The sequence below is a fragment of the Curtobacterium sp. MCLR17_032 genome, assembly GCF_003234795.2.
GTDB lineage: Bacteria > Actinomycetota > Actinomycetes > Actinomycetales > Microbacteriaceae > Curtobacterium.
Genome location: NZ_CP126268.1, coordinates 2478402 through 2497356, shown reverse-complemented (window position 1 = coordinate 2497356; position 18955 = coordinate 2478402). Strand labels below are relative to the sequence as shown.

16 protein-coding genes are annotated in these 18955 nt (G+C 71.9%); 10 read left to right on the top strand and 6 right to left on the bottom strand.

Annotated features, from left to right (window positions below; translation table 11 throughout):
- Window positions 1-38: 38 nt before the first annotated feature.
- From DEI97_RS11685 to DEI97_RS11675, 3 genes are read right to left on the bottom strand one after another with little or no spacing between them, the layout of a single operon-like run.
- The gene (locus DEI97_RS11685; RefSeq protein ID WP_181439187.1) at window positions 39-785 is read right to left on the bottom strand and encodes a glycosyltransferase family 2 protein; all 747 of its coding nucleotides are present in this window, start codon (window positions 783-785) and stop codon (window positions 39-41) included.
- The gene (locus DEI97_RS11680) at window positions 782-2224 is read right to left on the bottom strand and encodes a bifunctional PIG-L family deacetylase/class I SAM-dependent methyltransferase (RefSeq protein ID WP_258376661.1); all 1443 of its coding nucleotides are present in this window, start codon (window positions 2222-2224) and stop codon (window positions 782-784) included. The genes DEI97_RS11685 and DEI97_RS11680 overlap by 4 nt, the downstream gene beginning before the upstream one ends.
- Window positions 2221-3300 carry an acyl-CoA dehydrogenase family protein gene (locus DEI97_RS11675; RefSeq protein ID WP_181439186.1) on the bottom strand — a complete coding sequence of 360 codons (1080 nt, stop codon included), beginning with the start codon at window positions 3298-3300 and terminating at the stop codon, window positions 2221-2223. Before DEI97_RS11675 ends, DEI97_RS11680 begins: the two co-directional genes overlap by 4 nt.
- Window positions 3301-3406: 106 nt before the next feature.
- Here DEI97_RS11675 and DEI97_RS11670 point away from each other — a divergent pair, with 106 nt between their 5' ends.
- From DEI97_RS11670 to rplL, 4 genes are all read left to right on the top strand, one after another.
- Window positions 3407-4147 carry a response regulator transcription factor gene (locus DEI97_RS11670; protein WP_111074336.1) on the top strand — a complete coding sequence of 247 codons (741 nt, stop codon included), beginning with the start codon at window positions 3407-3409 and terminating at the stop codon, window positions 4145-4147.
- A gap of 14 nt (window positions 4148-4161) precedes the next feature.
- Complete coding sequence (locus tag DEI97_RS11665) at window positions 4162-5697, top strand: sensor histidine kinase (protein WP_111074335.1); 1536 nt, start codon at window positions 4162-4164, stop codon at window positions 5695-5697.
- A 306-nt stretch (window positions 5698-6003) separates the two neighbouring features.
- Complete coding sequence (rplJ, locus tag DEI97_RS11660) at window positions 6004-6519, top strand: 50S ribosomal protein L10 (RefSeq protein WP_110824615.1); 516 nt, start codon at window positions 6004-6006, stop codon at window positions 6517-6519.
- Between the two features lie 51 nt (window positions 6520-6570).
- Window positions 6571-6954 (top strand): 50S ribosomal protein L7/L12, encoded by a 384-nt coding sequence (gene rplL / locus DEI97_RS11655; protein ID WP_111074334.1) that lies wholly within the window; start codon window positions 6571-6573, stop codon window positions 6952-6954.
- Between the two features lie 151 nt (window positions 6955-7105).
- On the opposite strand, the gene DEI97_RS11650 is transcribed toward rplL, so the two are convergent.
- Both DEI97_RS11650 and DEI97_RS11645 read right to left on the bottom strand, forming a co-directional pair.
- Entirely contained in the window at window positions 7106-8029 is a 924-nt protein-coding gene (locus DEI97_RS11650; RefSeq protein ID WP_146248091.1) for a hypothetical protein, read from the bottom strand.
- A 173-nt stretch (window positions 8030-8202) separates the two neighbouring features.
- A complete protein-coding gene (locus DEI97_RS11645) occupies window positions 8203-9615 on the bottom strand; it encodes an amino acid permease (protein WP_111074332.1) in 1413 nt (470 codons plus the stop codon).
- A gap of 210 nt (window positions 9616-9825) precedes the next feature.
- On the opposite strand from DEI97_RS11645, the gene DEI97_RS11640 reads away from it, so the two are divergent.
- From DEI97_RS11640 to DEI97_RS11620, 5 genes are all read left to right on the top strand, one after another.
- The gene (locus DEI97_RS11640; protein WP_111074331.1) at window positions 9826-11727 is read left to right on the top strand and encodes an ABC transporter ATP-binding protein; all 1902 of its coding nucleotides are present in this window, start codon (window positions 9826-9828) and stop codon (window positions 11725-11727) included.
- Window positions 11728-12065: 338 nt separating this feature from the next.
- Window positions 12066-13430 (top strand): cystathionine beta-synthase, encoded by a 1365-nt coding sequence (locus DEI97_RS11635; RefSeq protein ID WP_111074330.1) that lies wholly within the window; start codon window positions 12066-12068, stop codon window positions 13428-13430.
- Window positions 13431-13581: 151 nt separating this feature from the next.
- Complete coding sequence (locus DEI97_RS11630; RefSeq protein WP_111074329.1) at window positions 13582-14727, top strand: cystathionine gamma-synthase; 1146 nt, start codon at window positions 13582-13584, stop codon at window positions 14725-14727.
- A gap of 75 nt (window positions 14728-14802) precedes the next feature.
- Window positions 14803-16188 (top strand): MFS transporter, encoded by a 1386-nt coding sequence (locus DEI97_RS11625; protein WP_111074328.1) that lies wholly within the window; start codon window positions 14803-14805, stop codon window positions 16186-16188.
- Window positions 16189-16217: 29 nt separating this feature from the next.
- Window positions 16218-16793 (top strand): substrate-binding domain-containing protein, encoded by a 576-nt coding sequence (locus DEI97_RS11620; protein ID WP_181439185.1) that lies wholly within the window; start codon window positions 16218-16220, stop codon window positions 16791-16793.
- An 18-nt stretch (window positions 16794-16811) separates the two neighbouring features.
- Here the strand turns inward: DEI97_RS11620 and DEI97_RS11615 are convergent, their stop codons facing one another.
- The gene (locus DEI97_RS11615; RefSeq protein WP_181439184.1) at window positions 16812-17393 is read right to left on the bottom strand and encodes a TetR/AcrR family transcriptional regulator; all 582 of its coding nucleotides are present in this window, start codon (window positions 17391-17393) and stop codon (window positions 16812-16814) included.
- A gap of 294 nt (window positions 17394-17687) precedes the next feature.
- Between DEI97_RS11615 and DEI97_RS11610 the strand changes: the two genes are divergently transcribed.
- Window positions 17688-18944 (top strand): multidrug effflux MFS transporter, encoded by a 1257-nt coding sequence (locus tag DEI97_RS11610; protein WP_253463725.1) that lies wholly within the window; start codon window positions 17688-17690, stop codon window positions 18942-18944.
- Window positions 18945-18955: the final 11 nt, after the last annotated feature.

The window sequence follows — 18955 nt, the reverse complement described above, 5'->3', positions numbered from 1 at the left end:
GGGCGCCCCTTCGGTCCGCTATCAGAACAGTAAGGAGGTCAAGAGGCGTCGCCGTAGGTGCGGCGCAGGTGCTCGGCGTAGCCGCCCGGTGTCCGGCCGTCGAACCGACCGCTGGTGACGACCGGGAGGCTCGTGGTCGCGTCCACCCGCAGCCCCAGCGCGCGGGCGCGCGCCACCAGTCGGACGTCCTCGTGCTCCGGCACCGGGTCGAAGCCGCCCAGGGCACGGTAGGCATCCGCGCGGATGCCGAGGTTCGCTCCGTGCACGTGGCCGAGGGTCGCACCGGGCGGGTGGGTCGCCTGCCACCGGGCGAGGACCACCGCGTCGAGGTCGTCCGGGTCCGGCACCACGGCACCGACGAGGACGTGTGTGCCGGCGACGAGGGCATCGAGCTGCTGCACGAGCCACCCCGCCGCGACCCGCGAGTCGGCATCGGTGTGGGCGAGCCAGCGACGGTCGAGGTCGTCGTCGTGGCCGTCCGGAGGGAGGGCTCGGGCCGGCGGGAGGGGTCGGGCCAGGGCGTGGGCGGCACCGAGTGACCGTGCCCGACCGACCCCGACGTGGTCGGTGACCAGCGTCTCGAGCCACGGGGACCCGGCGGCGACGGAGGCGACCAGCACGGCGGTGTCGTCGGTGCAGCCGTCCAGGACGACCGTGACGTGGACCGAGGCCTCGGGGTGCTGGTGCCGGAGGGTCGTGACGGCGGTGGCCAGGGCCTCCAGGCAGGCGAGGATCCGGTCCTGTTCGTCGTGTGCCGGGACGACGACGTCGAGCCGGAGCGTCACCGGACGAGTCCCTCGGTCCGGGCGACGCTGGCGACGGCCGGACCGGGCAGGACGCTGAGGACGAAGTCCGGCTCGACGTGGCGGACCAGTGCCGGGCGGGGCCAGCGCGCCGCCAGGTGCGCGTCGACCGTGTCCCCGTCGGTGACGGCGTCGCTGTCCGGGTGCCGCCAGTGGCAGGCGACGAGGACACCGTCGTCGTCGAGTGAGGCCAGGACACGGTCGATCGTGGCGTCGAGGTCGGCGGGGGAGAGGTAGTAGCCGACCTCGGACATCACCACGAGGTCCCAGCGGCCGGCCGGCCACTCGGCGGGCAGGGCGGCCTGGACGAACTGTGCCGACGGCGCTCGCCGTCGGGCGCGCTCCAGCGGGGCACGCGAGATGTCGGTGCCGAGGACGGAGTCTGCCCGCTCCGTCAGCGCCGCGGTGAGGACTCCGGTGGCGCAGCCGAGTTCGAGCGCGGACCGGTAGCGGCGTCGGGGGAGGGCGGCCAGGGTCACGGCACGCTTCCGCTGCTCGTACCAGGAGCCGTCGAAGTCCCAGCCCTCGGGCTTGCGGTCGTAGTGGGCGTCGAAGGACTCGCGGGAGCGGGAGGCCGTCGTGTGCTCGTCGGCGTCGGCGTCGGCGTTGGCGGTGGCGGTGTCCGCGACGCTCGGTGCCACGAACCACTCCTGGTCGCGGAGGTGGTGCCGCGCGTGCCGGTCGTCGACGATCGCCTCGTCCCCGGGCGCCGGCGAGAGGGGGCGGACCTGCGAGGCATGGGCGTCGAGTGCCCGGCGCTTCCGGTCGAGCGCGGCCGTCGACAGCGGCAGGGCGCGCAGTCCGGCGACGGGCAGGGCCGGTGCTGCCGGGTCGTCCCAGTGCCACGCCCAGACGGGGTAGGACAGCAGGTCGACGCCGGGGGTCTCGGCGGCGAGGCGCTCGGCGACCTCGCCGGCGATCCGGTGGTCACGGTGCCCGTCGCCCTGCCAGGGGGCGACGAGCAGGGTACGGCCGGTTGCTGCGGGGCCGGTTGCGGCGGAGCCGGGTGCTGCGGGGCCGCTCGGCAGGTGCTCGGTGAGGGCGTGTGCGAGCACCTCGGCGTGCTCGCGCAGTCCGCCGTCCGGCACGTCCAGGACGGTGGACGTCACCGCGGGGTGCAGTGCGTCCAGTGCTGCGCTGAACTCCGCGGTCCGACGGACGCGGAGCTGATCGGGCGTGGTCGTGGGGGAGTCCGGGTGCGACCCCTCACCCCGGCTGACCAGGACGACGTGCACCGGCAGTCCGGCCTCCGCCGCGATCGCGATGAGGCCGCCGGCACCCAGGGTCTCGTCGTCGGGGTGCGGCGCGACGACGAGGACCCGGTCGTACCCGTTGAGCACGATCGGCGTCGCGTGGACCCGGGCGAGCACGGGCGTCCAGGCGTCCGGGTCGGTCCCCGGAGCCCGGTGGTCGAAGCTCACCACGCCACACCGCCGCGCTCGAGCACCATCCGGCCGATGCGGGCGAGGTCCCGGTCGCCGTGGTCCTGCAGCACGTAGAGCTCGAGGTCGGCGACCCGTGCGGCGACGGCGGGGTCGCTCGTCAGCGGGCCGGGGCCGATCGACCGGACGACCTGGGTCCGCACGGCGTCCACGGCCCGGCGCACCCGGGAGCGGACGACCTGCGCGAGGAGCGGCCAGTCGGTGGCGTCGTCGGCCGTGCCGGTGCTGTCGTCGATCCGGCGGGCGGCGCTGGCGAGGGCGTCCTCGGCGTCCGCGAGGTCGGCGACCACCGAACCCAGTGCGGCCCGCAGCAGTTCGGACTCCGGTCGCGCGGCGGCGTGTGCACGGAGCACCCGCGCCAGCCCGACCGCACCACCCCACCAGCACGCGGCGACCCCGATGCCACCCCAGGCGAAGCCCGGACGGCGGAGGTACCAGCCGGGCTCGCCCACCGTGCTCGCCCGGACTGCGGTGAAGTCGACCGGACCACTCGGCACGTCGGGCAGGCCGCGGGCGACCCAGACGTGGTCGTGCGGAACGACGCCGGTCTGACGGAGCGACACCGCGACGAGCCGACGTTCCTCGCCGACGTGCGCGGTGACCAGGGCGTGCGAGAGCGTCGACGCCAGCGAACACCAGGGCTTCGTGCCGTCCAGGACGACGCCGCCGTCCTCGGTCGGGTGTGCCTCGAGGCGGAGGCCCGGGGCCTCGGCCGCGTAGACACCCCACGTCGACCCCGCGGGGACCTCCATCCCGGCCTGCGCCAGGATCGTCAGCGCGTCGAGGTGGGGCTCGACCACCCGGGCGGTCGTGACGTCCGCGGCAGCGACCGCCGCGAGGGTCGCGAAGACCTGGCCGGCGGTCCCAGCGACGAGGGGCGGGGTGGTGGACGCGAGGGTCTGCGCGACGGCGAGCCGGTGCTGCGGGGGCGGGACGGGCCTCCCGGCGGTGGGCGCGTCCGCGGCCGTGGGATCGGCGGAACCGAGCACGAGGGCGGTGATCGCAGCGGTGTCGACGTGTCGCGCACCGTCGGGCCAAGCAAGGGAGTCCAGCATCGACGTCAGGCTATTGAGGACTGCATCCACGTCGACGAGGACGATCCACAGGGCGCACTGGGACGGGCCACAGACGGCTCATAGGAATCTCTCGATACTCGAAGACGTGACCATCTCGCAGCCCTCCGCACCCCCGCGCCTCACCCGTGCCGACGGTTCGCCGTTGCGCATCCTGGTCGTCGACGACGAAGCCAGCCTCACCGACCTGCTCTCGATGGCCCTCCGCTACGAGGGCTGGGACGTCCGCAGCGCGAACGGCGGCCAGGACGCCCTGACGAAGGCACGGGAGTTCCACCCGGACGCCATGGTGCTCGACGTGATGATGCCCGACCTCGACGGGCTGCAGGTCCTCAGCCGACTGCGGCAGAACAACGACGACACCCCGGTGCTGTTCCTCACCGCGAAGGACTCCGTCGAGGACCGCGTCACCGGACTCACCGCCGGCGGCGACGACTACGTCACCAAGCCGTTCTCGCTCGAAGAGGTCGTCGCACGCCTCCGTGGCCTCATCCGCCGCTCGCAGATCTCCGTCAGCGAGGCCGGCGACTCCCGCATCGTCGTCGGCGACCTGGTGCTCGACGAGGAGTCGTACGAGGTCACCCGGGCCGGCCGCACCATCGAACTCACCGCGACCGAGTTCGAGCTGCTCCGCTTCCTCATGCGCAACCCGCGCCGCGTGCTGTCGAAGGCGCAGATCCTGGACCGGGTGTGGTCGTACGACTTCGGCGGCAAGTCCTCCGTCGTCGAGATCTACATCTCCTACCTGCGCAAGAAGATCGACGTCGGCGAGGAGCCGATGATCCACACGGTGCGTGGCGTCGGGTACGTCATCAAGCCCACCGTCTGAACCGGGCGTTCCGCATGACCCTCCGTCGTCGGCTCGTCCTGAGCATCGTCGCCCTGGTCGTCGCCGTCAGTGCGGTGATCGGGGGCGGCAGCATCATCGCGCTGTTCTCCATCCAACGATCGGCGATCGACGAGCAGCTGCAGTACGCGACGACCCGAGCGCAGCGGTCGGTCGAGCAGCAGGGCCCGAACGGGCCGGAGTTCGGACGCCCGTCAGCACAGGCGGCCGGCACGCTGACGGTGTACATCCTCGACGGCAACGCGGTCGTCGGCAGTCTGCTCGACAACTCGGGGCAGGCCGAACGCCTGTCGAGCGCCGTGGTCCGACCCCTGAGCGGACTGGCCGTCGACGGTCAGCCGCACACCATCGACCTCGGTTCCGACCTCGGGCGCTACCGGGTGACCGCAGCCAACGTCGGACCGGCCGTGCTCGTCGTCGGCCTGCCACTCGCCCCGGTGTACGAGAGTGTGTGGAAGCTGCTCGGCGTGGTGCTCGTCGTCACCGTGCTCGCGCTCCTCGTCGCCTCGGCCGTCGCCACCGCCGCCGTCCGACGCGCGCTCCGGCCGCTCGACCGCGTCGCGGAGACAGCCTCGACCGTCGCCCGGATGCCGCTCGACCGCAGTGATGCCCTCGACGGCGTCCGTGTGCCCGATGCCGATCCGGGCACCGAGGTGGGCCGCGTCGGCACCGCGTTCAACCGGATGCTCGGACACATCGGCAACGCGATGCAGGCCCGCGAACGGTCCGAGCAGAAGGTCCGGCAGTTCGTCGCCGACGCCTCGCACGAACTCCGGACGCCCTTGGCCTCGATCCGCGGGTACGCCGAACTCACCCGACGGATGGGCGCCGACCTGCCGCCGGACGTCGTCTACGCCATGAGTCGGGTGGAGTCCGAGTCGGTCCGGATGACCTCGATGGTCGAGGACCTGCTGCTGCTGGCCCGTCTCGACGAGGGCCGCGAGATCCAGTTCGACGACGTCGACCTGACCGGCCTGGTGCTCGACGCCGTCAACGACGCCCACGCCGCCTCGCCGGACCACCCGATCGAGGTCGACCTGCCTGCCGAACCCGTCGAGGTCGTCGGTGACGCGGCACGCCTGCACCAGGTGATCGTCAACCTGGTCACCAACGCCCGGACCCACACGCCGGACGGCACGCGCATCACGGTCGGCATCGCGTCGGCGCCGGACGGTGGCGTCGACCTGACCGTCCGCGACGACGGGCAGGGGATCGACCCGGAGTTCCTGCCGAAGCTCTTCGAACGGTTCGCCCGCGCCGACAGCTCACGCTCGCGGACCGCGGGGTCGACCGGCCTCGGGCTCGCCATCGTGGACGCCGTCGTGCAGGCGCACGGCGGGCGGGTGAGCGTGACGAGCGAACCGGGGGACACGGTGTTCACGGTGCACCTGCCGGCGCGGCGGGTGGACGGTGCGGATGCCGGGGCCGCGGATGACGGTGCCGCGGGTGCGGATGCGGGTGGCGGCGCCGCCAGTGCTGCCGATGCCGCCCCTCCGGCCTGGGCCGGGGTGCCCGACCGCTCCGGAGGGTGACCGGCGGGGCGGGCGGGGGCGTGCCTCCCGTCCGGACTCACTCCCGGAACCGGTGCTTCCGGACCGACGCCGCGGTGTGGTACGGTTCTGTTCAGCCAAAGACCGCTGGTCGTTGCTGCCGTGTTCACGCATGGACAGTGACCGAAGGTCCTCGTCACGAGGCAGCCCGCGCAGGTGTTCAGAACCACTCCTACACATCGTGTCGGAGCAGCTCCGAGCCTCTGCGCCGGAGCTTTTTTCGTGTGCGGGTTGTGTTCACCACAGCCATGGGACCCGGGGCTGCCAGCAAGAACCCCAAGGAGAACCATGGCGAACAAGGAAGCTGCGGTCGCCGAGCTCACGGAGTCCTTCCGTAGCTCGAACGCCGTTCTGCTCACCGAGTACCGCGGTCTCACGGTCGCGCAGCTCAAGGAGCTCCGCAACTCGATCCGTGAGCACGCCACGTACGCCGTGGTGAAGAACACGCTGACCAAGATCGCGGCCAACGAAGCAGGCATCACGTCGTTCGACGACGAGCTCGCTGGTCCGTCCGCTCTCGCCTTCGTCCACGGTGACACCGTCGCCGTCGCGAAGTCGCTGCGTGCATTCGCCAAGGCGAACCCCGAGCTCGTGGTGAAGGGTGGTTACTTCGACGGTAACCCGCTCACCGCGACCGAGGTGGACAAGCTCGCCGACCTCGAGTCCCGCGAAGTGCTGCTCGGCAAGCTCGCCGGCGCCTTCAAGGCCTCGCTGTTCGGTGCTGCGTACCTGTTCCAGGCACCCCTCTCGCAGGCCGTCCGCACGGTGGACGCCCTCCGCGAGAAGCAGGAGTCCGCGGCCTGACCAGGCACGCGTTCCACAACCACATCACGTACTGAGTAGTAGGAGAAAATCATGGCGAAGCTTTCGCAGGACGAGCTCATCGAGGCCTTCAAGGAGCTCACGCTCATCGAGCTCTCTGACTTCGTGAAGAAGTTCGAAGAGGTCTTCGAGGTCACCGCTGCCGCCCCCGTCGCCGCTGCTGCGGTCGGTGGCGCTGCTGCCCCCGCCGAGGAGGTCGAGGAGAAGACCGAGTTCGACGTCGTGCTCAAGTCGGCCGGTGACAAGAAGATCCAGGTCATCAAGGAGGTCCGCAGCCTCACGTCGCTCGGCCTGGGCGAGGCCAAGGCGCTCGTCGAGACCGCCGACGCCAAGGTGCTCGAGGGCGCCAACAAGGAGACCGCCGACAAGGCCAAGGCTTCGCTCGAGGCCGCCGGCGCCACCGTCGAGCTCGTCTGAGTCTGACCTTCTGGTCACGAAGGCCGCTGCCCCTCGGGGCGGCGGCCTTCGTCGTGTGCGGGGCGGGCTGGCCGAGTTTCGCGCTGGGCGACAGCGCTCGTGCTGCATCCGGCGAGCCCTGTCGCTCAGCGCGAAACACGCCACGCAGAACTCAGAAGCGCACACCGTGTGCCCGGAGCAGCGCGCGGAAGCGGTCAAGTTCGATGAGATGCCACCACGTCACCCGGACCACCGTCCGGACCTCCGGTTGACGACGCAGCCGGTCTTCGCGGACCTTCTCGCGCCACAGCACCTCGGCCGGGTCACTGGTGCCGATCATCGTCGGATCGACGTACTTCTGCTTGCCGTCGAACTCGATCACGACGCCGACGTCCGGGAGCCAGAAGTCGACCCGATCGGCACGGCCGCCCGAACCCGCGAACTCGTGTTGCGGCACCACTGTCGGAGCGCCGAGTTCGACGAGGCGGATCGCCGTGAACGACTCACCGACTGATTCGTGTCGGCAGTCGAGGGCGCCGACGACGATGGGCCCGCGGGCGGAGCCTCGTTCGCCGGCGGTGGGGAGCGATGCGACGAGGTCGTCGACATCGAAACCGCCGTCCCGGAGGCCGGCGTCCAGGGCGACGGCTGCGACGTGCACCGGCACCGAGCGGATCAACGACAGCGCCGTGGGCAGCGGCGCAGTCACGCCGACGCCGTCGAGCCGAATCGGGTCGAGCTCGGGGACGGGGCCGGCATGTCGCACGAGTCCCGCTCGGTGCGCGGTCCGGGGACGGAGGTCATCGGTGACGTGCACCCGCTCGGGCAGGCTCCCGATGACCGGCCAGCCGTGCGCGACGGCGGCAGTGACGTGCGAGAAGGCGCTGCTGGGCTCGAGGTCGGGGGCCACCGCGCGGGCCCGTGCGAGGTGACGCCCGGGTTCGTCCAGCGCCTCCCACTCGGACCGCCGGATGAACACCCCGGCCCGCAGGAGGACGAGTTCCCCGCTCCGGTGTCCTCGTTGCAGTGCGCGCGCAACGCTTCGATCAGGGGTGTCGGCCCGGAGGAGGTGCGGACGCTTCCGATGCTCGTGCATGCTCGATGGTGCAGAACCACAGAGCCCCGTCGATCGCCGCGGGCCACGCCTGTGCACAGGACACATCGCGGGTGCCGATGTGGAGGGACGGCGCGGTTCGTGCTCAGCGACACGGCTCGGGCGACCCGGCGCGAGAACTGTCGCTGAGCGCGAACCTCGCGGCGGCGGGCGCGCTACGCGAGCGTGCTGTGGCGGCGGCCGTAGGCCACGTAGAGCACCGCGCCGGCGACCATCCAGATGCCGAACGCGATCCACGTGCCCGCGCCGAGCGTCACCGCCAGGAACAGGCAGAACAGCACGCCGAGGACCGGCACGACGGGGAAGAACGGCACCCGGTACGACCGTTCCAGGTCCGGCTGCGTGCGCCGGAGCACGATCACCGAGATGTTCACCAGTGCGAACGCGATGAGCGTGCCGATGCTCGTCGCGTCCGCGAGCTCGCCGAGGGGGACGAGCGCCGAGACGATCGTGACCACGATGCCCACGATGAGGGTGTTCGCGATCGGGGTCCCGGTGCGCGGCGACACCCGACCGAACACCTTCGGCACGAGACCGTCGCGCGCCATCGTGAGGAGGATCCGGGTCTGGCCGTAGAGCACGGTGAGGACGACGCTGGCGATCGCGATGACCGCGCCGATCGAGAACACGAGCGCGACGACGGGCTGCCCGGTGACGTCGACGACGATGCGGACGAGCGAGGCCTCGTCGGCGGAGAAGGACGTCCACGACCGCGCACCGATGGCCGCGACGGCGACCAGGATGTACAGCGCGGTGATGAGCGCGATGGACCCGATGATGGCGCGCGGCAGGTCGCGGCGGGGGTTCTTCGCCTCTTCGCCGGCGGTGGACGCAGCGTCGAAACCGATGTACGAGAAGAAGAGCCGGGAGGCCGCAGCACTCACACCGGCGGCACCCATCGGCGCGAGCGGTTCGAAGTTCCCGATCCGGAACGCCGAGAACGCGACGATGACGAAGAACACCAGTAGTGCGATCTTCACGAGCACCATGAGCGTGTTCACCCAGGCGCTCTCCTTCGCCCCCGGCAGCAGGACCAGCATCGCGACGAGGACGAGTGCGGCCGCCGGCAGGTTCACGAGACCACCGTCACCGGGAGGCGCGGACAGCGCCGTCGGCAGGTGCAGCCCGAAGACCCGAAGCGTCTCGTCGACGTACTGGCTGGCACCGACGGCCACGGCAGCGACCGACACCGCGTACTCGAGGACCAGACACCACCCGCAGACCCAGGCGATGCCCTCACCCATGGTCGCGTAGGTGTACGAGTAGCTCGATCCCGACGTCGGGACTGCGCCGGCCATCTCGGCGTAGGAGAGCGCGGAGAGCAGCGCGGCGACGCCCGCGAGGACGAACGAGATCCAGACGGCGGGGCCGGCGAGCGGCACGGCGGTCCCGAGGACGACCAGGATGCCGGTGCCGAGTGTCGCGCCGACGCTGATCATCGTCAGGTGCCAGACGCCCAGGGTCCGGCGGAGCGGCTGTCCGTCGACCCCGGCCGCTGCCTCGGCTCGGAGCTGGTCCACGGGCTTCCGCCGGAGGAGCTGGTGGGCGAGTGACGGCGCGGACGACATGGGACCTCACGGGGGCACGGGCGGGGGACGGGTCATCGTCCCACGGCCCTCGGACGGGGTCCAAACCGGTCGCGTCCACTCCTGCACACGGGAGGCACGGATCACCTCCGTCCACAGCCCTCGGCGAACGCGTCGGGCCGGGTCGGTGCGCGGGCGTACATTCATGCGAGGACGACGCCGCGAGGCGTGGAGAGGGTGTCGATGAGTCAGATGGGCTCCGTCGCCGGTGGCGGCGGGATGCGTGGTGGTGGCGGGCCCGGCGGCGGCCACGGCCGCAGCCGGATCTCCAGCGGAGACCCGGACGCGCAGCGTGCCGCGAACGCCGAAGCGCCCCAGATCCCGCACCTGCTCCGCCGCATCGCCGGGCTCTTCGTCCCGCACCGCCGCTCGATCGGCCTGACGGTCGTCCTCGTCCTCATCGGGGCAGCGGTGTCGGTGGTCCCACCGCTCCTGACCCAGCAGGCGTTCGACCGTGGGCTGTTCCCGCCCGGCGGACGCCCCGACGTGCCGGTGCTCGCCGTGCTCGTCGGCGCCATGATCGGGCTCTGGATCCTCAGCGCCGGCATCGGTGTCTGGCAGACCTACCTGACCGCGACGGTCGGCAACAAGGTCATGGGCGCCATGCGGATGCGGCTGTTCGGGCACCTGCAGCGGATGGAGCTCGCGTTCTTCACGCGGACCAAGACCGGCGTGATCCAGAGCCGGTTGCAGAACGACGTCGGCGGTGTCGCCAGCGTGCTGAACAACACGATCTCGTCCGTGCTCGGCAACACCGTGACCGTCATCGCGGCGGTCGTCGCGATGCTGCTGCTCAGCTGGCAGATGACCCTGGTGGCCGTCGTGCTCCTGCCGTTGCTCGTCATCGCGCAGCGCAAGGTGGGCAAGGTCCGCGCCCGGATCGCCGCCCAGACGCAGGAGTCGCTGTCGGACATGACGGCGATCACGCAGGAGACCCTGAGCGTGTCGGGGATCCTGCTCGCGAAGAGCTTCAACCAGCAGCGCAGCGAGATCCACCGCTACGGCGACGAGAACCGCAACCAGATCGGCCTGCAGGTCCGCCAACAGATGTCCGGCCAGTGGTTCTTCGCCATCGTGCAGATCTTCCTGTCGATCATCCCCGCGGTGATCTACCTGGTGGCGGCGTACCTGATCGAAGGCGGCGTCCCGATCACCGCTGGCACGATCGTCGCGTTCACGACCGTGCAGTCCCGGCTGCTGTTCCCGACGGTCGGCCTGCTCCGGGTCGTGCTCGACCTGCAGACCTCCGGGGCGCTGTTCGCCCGCATCTTCGAGTACTTCGACCTGAAGCCGGCCATCACGGACTCCGCCACCGCGAAGCCGGTGGACGAACGCCGCGTCGGGCACGTGGCCTTCGACGACGTCTCCTTCGCCTACCCGGACGGCGAGCCGGACAAGCCGACCCTGCGCGGCGTCTCGTTCGAGTTGCAGCCGGGGCAGTTCGCGGCGTTCGTCGGCCCCTCGGGTGCGGGCAAGACCACGATCTCGTACCTGGTGCCACGGCTCTACGAGGCGACGGCGGGCTCCGTGCGGTTCGCCGGACAGGACGTGCGTGACCTGGTGCACGAGGACCTGATGGCGCACATCGGCATCGTGAGCCAGGAGACGTACCTGTTCCACTCGTCGATCGGCGACAACCTGCGGTACGCCAAGCCCGACGCGACGGACGCCGAGCTCGAACGGGCGGCGCGGGCGGCGAACATCCACGAGACCATCGCGTCGTTCCCGGACGGGTACGACACCATCGTGGGGGAGCGGGGCTACCGGCTCTCCGGCGGCGAGAAGCAGCGGATCGCGATCGCCCGGGTGCTGCTCAAGGACCCGCCCGTCCTGGTGCTCGACGAGGCGACGAGTGCACTCGACTCGATCTCCGAGCGCGTCGTGCAGGCGGCGCTCGACACCGCTGCGCGCGGGCGCACGACGATCTCGATCGCGCACCGGCTGTCGACGATCCGCGACGCCGACGTCATCTTCGTCCTCGACCACGGGCAGATCACCGAGCAGGGGACGCACGACGAGCTCCTGGCCCGCGGCGGGACGTACGCGACGCTGCACGAGCAGCAGAGCGACCCGGTGGTCTCGAGCCGGGGCTGACCCCGGACCGACCCGGTGGTCTCGAGCCGGGGCTGACCCCGGACCGACCCGGTGGTCTCGAGCCGGGGCTGACCCCGGACCGACCCGGTGGTCTCGAGCCGGGGCTGACCCCGGACCGACCCGGTGGTCTCGAGCCGGGGCTGACCCCGGACCGACCCGGTGGTCTCGGGCTGGCTCCGGACCGACCCGGCCGCCCCGGGGCGGACAGCGTCCGACGCGGGGTCTCGGCCGGGTCGACGACGGGCGCTCGGGCACCGCGCAACGGGTGCTCCCGGGGAGCCCCGAAACCGGGCGACGCACTCCGTGGACAGCGGGGATGCGCCGCCTAGACTCGATGAGTGCGTTACGCGAACTCCGTCGTCGACCTGGTCGGCGACACCCCGCTGGTCAAGCTGAACCGTGTCACCGAGGGCATCCGGGCGACCGTCCTGGTCAAGGTCGAGTACCTGAACCCGGGCGGCTCGTCGAAGGACCGCATCGCGACGCGGATCCTCGACGCGGCCGAGGCCTCCGGTGAGCTGCGGCGCGGCGGCACCATCGTCGAGCCGACCTCGGGCAACACCGGCGTCGGACTCGCGCTCGTCGCCCAGCAGCGGGGCTACCGCTGCGTGTTCGTGCTGCCGGACAAGGTCGGCGAGGACAAGCGGAACGTCCTCACCGCGTACGGTGCCGAGATCGTCGTCACCCCGACCGCCGTCGCACCGGATGACCCGGAGTCCTACTACTCGGTGTCCGACCGGCTGGTGCGCGAGATCCCGGGCGCGTACAAGCCGAACCAGTACGCCAACCCGAACGGCCCCCGCAGCCACTACGAGACGACCGGTCCCGAGATCTGGCGGGACACCGAGGGACAGCTGACCCACTTCGTCGCGGGCGTGGGCACGGGCGGGACGATCTCCGGCACCGGGCGCTTCCTGAAGGAGGCGTCCGAGGGGCGCGTCCGGATCGTCGGCGCTGACCCCGAGGGCTCCGTCTACTCCGGCGGCACCGGTCGTCCCTACCTGGTCGAGGGTGTCGGCGAGGACTTCTGGCCGGCCGCCTACGACGCCGGGATCCCGGACGAGATCATCGCCGTCTCCGACGCCGAGTCGTTCGCGATGACCCGCCGCCTGGCTCGTGAGGAGGGGCTGCTCGTCGGCGGGTCGAGCGGGATGGCCGTGGTCGCCGCGCTCCGCGCCGCCGAGTCCCTGTCCGAGGACGACGTCGTCGTGGTCCTGCTGCCCGACGGCGGCCGTGGCTACCTCGGCAAGATCTTCAACGACCGGTGGATGCGCTCGTACGGCTTCGCCGAGACCGACGACGAACGCTCCGTCGGGGACCTCATCGCGGGCAAGGACGGTCGCCTGCCCGACCTCGTGCACGCCCACCCGTCGGACACCATCCGCGACGTCATCGACATCATGACGAAGTACGGCGTCTCGCAGATGCCGGTCCTCAGCGCCGAACCGCCGGTCGTGATGGGCGAGGTCGCCGGCGCGGTGGAGGAGAAGGCCCTGCTCGGCCACGTCTTCACCGGCGCAGCGGGGATGGCCGACGCCCTCGCGCCGTTCGTCGGGGACCCGCTGCCGCTGATCGGCATCGGCGAGTCCCTGGCCGCGGCCCGCAAGGGGCTCGAGGGGGCCGACGCGCTGCTCGTCGTGAACGACGGCAAGCCCGTCACGGTCCTCACCCGGCACGACCTCCTCACCTACCTCTCCGAGTGACGCGGGCCCGGCCGCACGCGACGCAGCCGACGCCGGCCCGGCATCACGCGACGCAGCCGACGCCGGCCCGGCAGCACGCGACCCAGCCGACGCCCACCGCGACCCGACCCACCCAGACCGCACCGAGCCTCCCGGAAGGGGCACCCGCGACATGACCGAGTTCAGCACCCGCGCCATCCACGCCGGCCAGGAGCCGGACGGCCCCACCGGCGCCGTCATCCCGCCGCTCTACCTGACCTCCACCTACGTGCAGGACGGTATCGGCGGCCTGCGCGGCGGCTACGAGTACTCGCGGTCCGGCAACCCGACCCGCGATTCGCTGCAGACGCTCCTCGCTGACCTCGACGGCGGTGTCGCGGCGTACTCGTTCTCGTCCGGCCTGGCGGGGGAGGACGCCCTGCTCCGCGCCTACCTGGAGCCCGGCGCCCGCATCGTCATGGGCAACGACGTCTACGGCGGCACCCACCGTCTGGCGAACCGCCTGCACGTGCCGTGGGGGATCGACCTCGTCACGGTGGAGATGAGCGACCCCGACCGGGTCCGTGCCGCACTCGCGGACAGCCCGGCGAAGACCGTGCTGTGGGTCGAGACCCCGACGAACCCGCTGATGAAGATCGCCGACATCGAGACCCTGGCCGCGATCGGGCACGAGGCAGGCGCGCTGGTCGTCGTCGACAACACCTTCGCCTCGCCGGCCCTGCAGCAGCCGATCGCCCTCGGCGCCGACGTCGTCGTGTACTCGACGACCAAGTACCTCGGCGGCCACTCGGACGTCGTCGGCGGCGCCGTGGTCCTCCGTGACCAGGAGCTCGCCGAGAAGGTCGCGTTCGTGCAGTTCGGCGGCGGCGCGATCTCGTCGCCGTTCGACGCGTGGCTGACGATCCGCGGGATCAAGACCCTCAGCGTCCGGATGGAGCGGCACTCCGCGAACGCGCAGACCGTCGCCGAGGCGCTCCTCGCCCACCCCGCGGTCGAGCACGTCTACTACCCGGGTCTGCCGGAGCACCCGGGGCACGACGTCGCGGCGAAGCAGATGCGCGGCTTCGGCGGCATGCTGTCGGTGGCGCTCGCCGGGGGTCCCGAGGCGGCGAAGCGGTTCGCCGAGTCGACCGAGCTGTTCGCCCTGGCCGAGTCGCTCGGTGGGGTGGAGTCGCTCATCGGGTACCCGAGCGAGATGACGCACGCCTCGGTCAAGGGCACCGAGCTCGCCGTCCCGGAGAACGTCGTCCGCCTGTCGGTCGGCATCGAGGACGCGGGCGACCTGGTCGCGGACGTGCAGCAGGCGCTCGAGCGCTGAGCGGTCCGAACGCGGACGGACCCGGGCCGGCGCCCGCCCGCGCCGGGTCCGGCTCGACCGTCCTACGATGAACGGGTGACCTCCACGACGGCGACGCGGCCGAGCCTCTTCGAGCCTCGCCACCTCGTCGCCACCGTGGGCATGGTCGCGATCGTGGCGGTCTCGGCGTTCCAGAACCTGGCGATGACGACGATCATGCCGGTCATCGCCGCTGACCTGCACGGTGAGGCGCTGTACTCGCTGAGCTTCGCCGCACCCCTGGCTGCCGGCGTGCCGGGCATGGTGCTGGCCGGCAACTGGACGGACCGTGCGGGTGGTCGTGTCGTCGCGTGGGTGTCCGCGGCCCTGTTCGCGGTCGGTACCGCGATCGTGATGCTCGCCCCGACCATGCCGGTGTTCCTGGCCGGACGACTGGTCGAGGGGTTCGGCGCCGGCGCGATCGACGTCGTCCTCTACGTGCTGGTCGCCAGGGTCTTCCCCGCCGAGCTGCACGGTGCGGTGTTCGCCGGGTTCGCCGCCGCGTGGGTCGTCCCGGCACTGATCGGTCCGGCGCTCGCGGGCATCGTCACCGATGCGTTCGGCTGGCACTGGGTGTTCGCGGGTGCGCTCGGCATCGCGGTGGTCGCGTTCGCGTGCCTGGTCCCCACGCTCCGCCGTCTGCACGCACCCGCCCTGGAGGCACGCCCGCCCTGGCAGGGCAGCCGCATCGGGTGGTCGGTCGGCGCCGCCGCAGCGGTGCTCCTGCTCAACCTCGCCCCGGACCTGCCCGTGCCGGTCCGGGTCGCCTCGGTCGTCGTCGGGCTCGTCGGGGCCTGGGCGGCACTCCGCCCGCTGCTGCCGCGACGGACCTTCACCGGGGGGCCGGGCCTGCCGTCGGTGGTGCTGCTCCGCGGCGTCCTGGCCGCGGGGTTCTTCGGCAGCGAGGCGTACGTGCCGTTCCTGCTGCAGGCCCAGCACGGGCTGAGCGCCTCGGCCGCCGGGCTCGCCCTGACGGTCGCGGCACTGAGCTGGGCGTCGGCGAGCTGGGCGCACGGCCGGCTCGGCGAGGACCGGTTGCCCGCGGCCCGGGCGTTCGCCGTGGGGCTCGGGCTGGTCCTGGTGAGCCTGCTGTCGGCACTCGCGGTGGCCTTCGTCGGCCTGCCCGCCTGGGTGCTCGTCGCCGGGTGGTTCGTCGGCGGCGCGGGGATGGGCGTCGCCTACCCGCGGACGTCGATGTTGACGCTCCGGTTCTCGCGCGAGGGCGACGACGGCTTCGCGAGTTCCGCCCTGACGATCGCGGACGCCTCGGGCAGCGTCGTCGGCCTCGCGGTGGCCGGGCTGCTGTTCACGGCCGCGGGCGGTCGGGAGGAGCCGGTCGCCTTCACGCTGGTGTTCGTGGCGATGACGCTGATCGCCCTCGTGGGGCTCGTCGCCGTCCGCCGACTCGGAGCGGTCCCGCCCCCGCCGGTGTCGGACGGGTAGCCTGGCAGACCCCGGAACGAGGAGGAACCGTGCGCCGCACCGCAGTCGCCGTCCTGACCGCCGCCCTCGCGGCGGCGACGGTCGTGCTCGCCGGCTGCACGGGCACCACCACGGCCGCACCCACCCCGGTCCGGAGCACCGACCTGACGAGTTCCGACGGCGGCTTCGCCGACAACGCGGTGATCGGTGTCGTGCTGACCGAGGACGCTGGGACCCCGAGCGACTCGGGCGACGGCCGCTCCCTGGCCACCCGGTTCCGCGAGGAGCTGACCGAGGCCGGGTTCCGCCCGGACATCCGCGTCGCCACCGGCGACCAGCCCGCACGGCAGCGTGCGGCGGTCCGCGACCTGGTCCGGACCGGTGCGAAGGCCCTGCTCGTCCGTGCGGCGGATGCGTCGGCGCTCCGCACCGAGCTCCGCACCGCGCACGACGCCGGGGTCGTGGTGGTCGCGCTCGATGGCGCGCTGCCGTCCTCCGGGGGCGGGAACGACGGACTGTCGTCGGACTACCGCGTCGACGGCGGCGACTCGGACGCGGCGCTGGTCAGCCGGGCGGTCGACACGGTGTCGTCGCTGCAGCGCGGCGAGGAGCCGACGAAGCAGTAGCAGGTTCGGAGGGGCTGGTCAGCTCCACCAGGCCGGGAACGACCGGGTGATCGTCTCGACCAGGGCCTTGCGGGACCGGCGGGGGCCACCGAGCCAGGCCTCGATCGCGCCGACGAAGCCCTGGGCCACGAAGCCCGCCGCGACCTCGTCGATGAGCTCCGGCTTCACGGCGGGGTCGAGCTCCTGGATGTGCATCGTGCTCGACACCGTGAAGTGGTCGACGAGCAGGCGGTGCAGCGACGCGTCCGCCGGGTCGGGCAGGGCGAGCGCGTAGATCTCGCGGTGTGCGGTGACGTGGTCGACGACGGCGTTGATGCCCCGCCGGGTGATGGCGGCGAGGTCGTCCGGGCCAGCACCCCGCTCGACGGCCACGCGGCGGGCCTCGGCGTCGTCCGCACGGATCCGGTCGAGTTCGGGCGTCAGGACGTCCGCCAGCAACGAGCCGGGGGAGACCGCGTGCGAGTAGAACGTCGCGCGGTTGATGCCGGCGGCACGGGTGACGTCCGCGACCGTGATCTCGGAGACCGGACGATCGGCGGCGAGGCGCAGGACGGCTTCGCGGAGTGCGGCCGTCGTGTGCAGGATCCGAGCGTCGACCATGACGCTCCTCCCATCTCGATCGGTCCCGCGACGAGCGCGGGTCAGGAGTCCGACCGTACCGCACCGTCCGGCCCGGCCACACGTCCGCCGCACCGGCATCGAGGACGGTTGGCGGGCCTCCCGTCCGTGCCCCGGCGGAAGCGGCGACCGGGCGGGGCGCGATCGAGCCGTGGAGCGCGGACCGTCCCGTCCGACGGTTGTCGCCCGTCCGGGGCAACCCGTACCATGGTGGAACGGACCGAATCGATTCGAGCGGCCGATCCCACTCTCTCGTCCCCTTCGGAGGATCCCCTCGTGTCCGCGCCCGCGACCACCGGTCCCCACAAGACCATCCTGCACCCCGGCGACTCCCTGACCCGTGGTCAGCGTCTGGTCTACGTCTTCGTGCTCGGAGCGCTCACGGCGCTCGGGCCGTTCACCATCGACCTGTACCTGCCGGCGTTCCCGTCGCTCGAGCGCGACCTCGGCATCTCCGAGGGCGCCGTCCAGCTCACCCTGACGGCGACCACCATCGGCTTCGCGATCGGCCAGCTACTGGTCGGACCGTGGAGCGACAAGGTCGGACGCCGACTGCCCCTCATCATCGCGACCAGCGTGCACGTCGTGGCGTCGATCTGCGCCGCCCTCGCGCCGAACGTCGAGGTGCTGGCCGTGTTCCGCGTGCTGCAGGGCATGGGCGCCGCGGCCGGTGGTGTGGTCGCGATGGCGACCGTCCGTGACCTGTTCGGCGGCAAGCCCCTCGTCCGGATGCTGTCGCGTCTGGCGATGGTGAACGGCCTGGCGCCGATCCTCGCGCCGCTGATCGGGTCGCAGATGCTGCGGTTCGTCTCGTGGCGCGGGATCTTCGTGTTCCTCGCCTGCTACGGAACCGCCGTCGTGATCGCGTCGATCCTGCTCATCGTCGAGACCCTCCCGAAGGAGCGACGCCAGGAGTCCGGTCACTCCACCATCGGGCAGCGGTACAAGGCGCTGTTCTCGGACCGGATCTTCGTCGGCGTCGCCCTGATCGGCGCGATGGTCTTCAGCGGCTTGTTCTCGTACCTCAGCGCCTCGCCGTTCCTGTTCCAGGGCGTGTTCGGGCTCGATCCCCAGCAGTACGGGTTGCTCTTCGCGGTGAACTCCGTCGGTGTGGTCCTCGGAGTGCAGATCTCGTCGCGGCTGGCGCAGCGGGTCGGTCCGCAGTGGATCCTGGTCGGCTCGACGGCGACCCTGTTCCTCGCCGCCCTGGCGATCGTGGTCCTCGACCAGCTCGGTGCCGGGCTGGTCGGCGTGCTCATCCCGCTGTGGTTCTACATCGCCGCCTGCGGGTTCTCGTTCCCGCTCGTGCAGGTGATCGGACTCGCCTCGCACGGCAAGGAGGCCGGTACCGCCGCCTCGCTCCTCGGAGCCCTGAACTTCGGCGTCGCCGGACTCATCTCACCGGTCGTCGGACTGCTCGGCATCTCGACCGCCACCCCGATGGCGCTCGTGATGGGCTGCACGGCAGCCGTCGCGATCCTGGTCCTGTGGGTCGTCGTGCGGCCCCGGACCGTCCCGGCGCTGACGCACTGACCGGGTTCTCC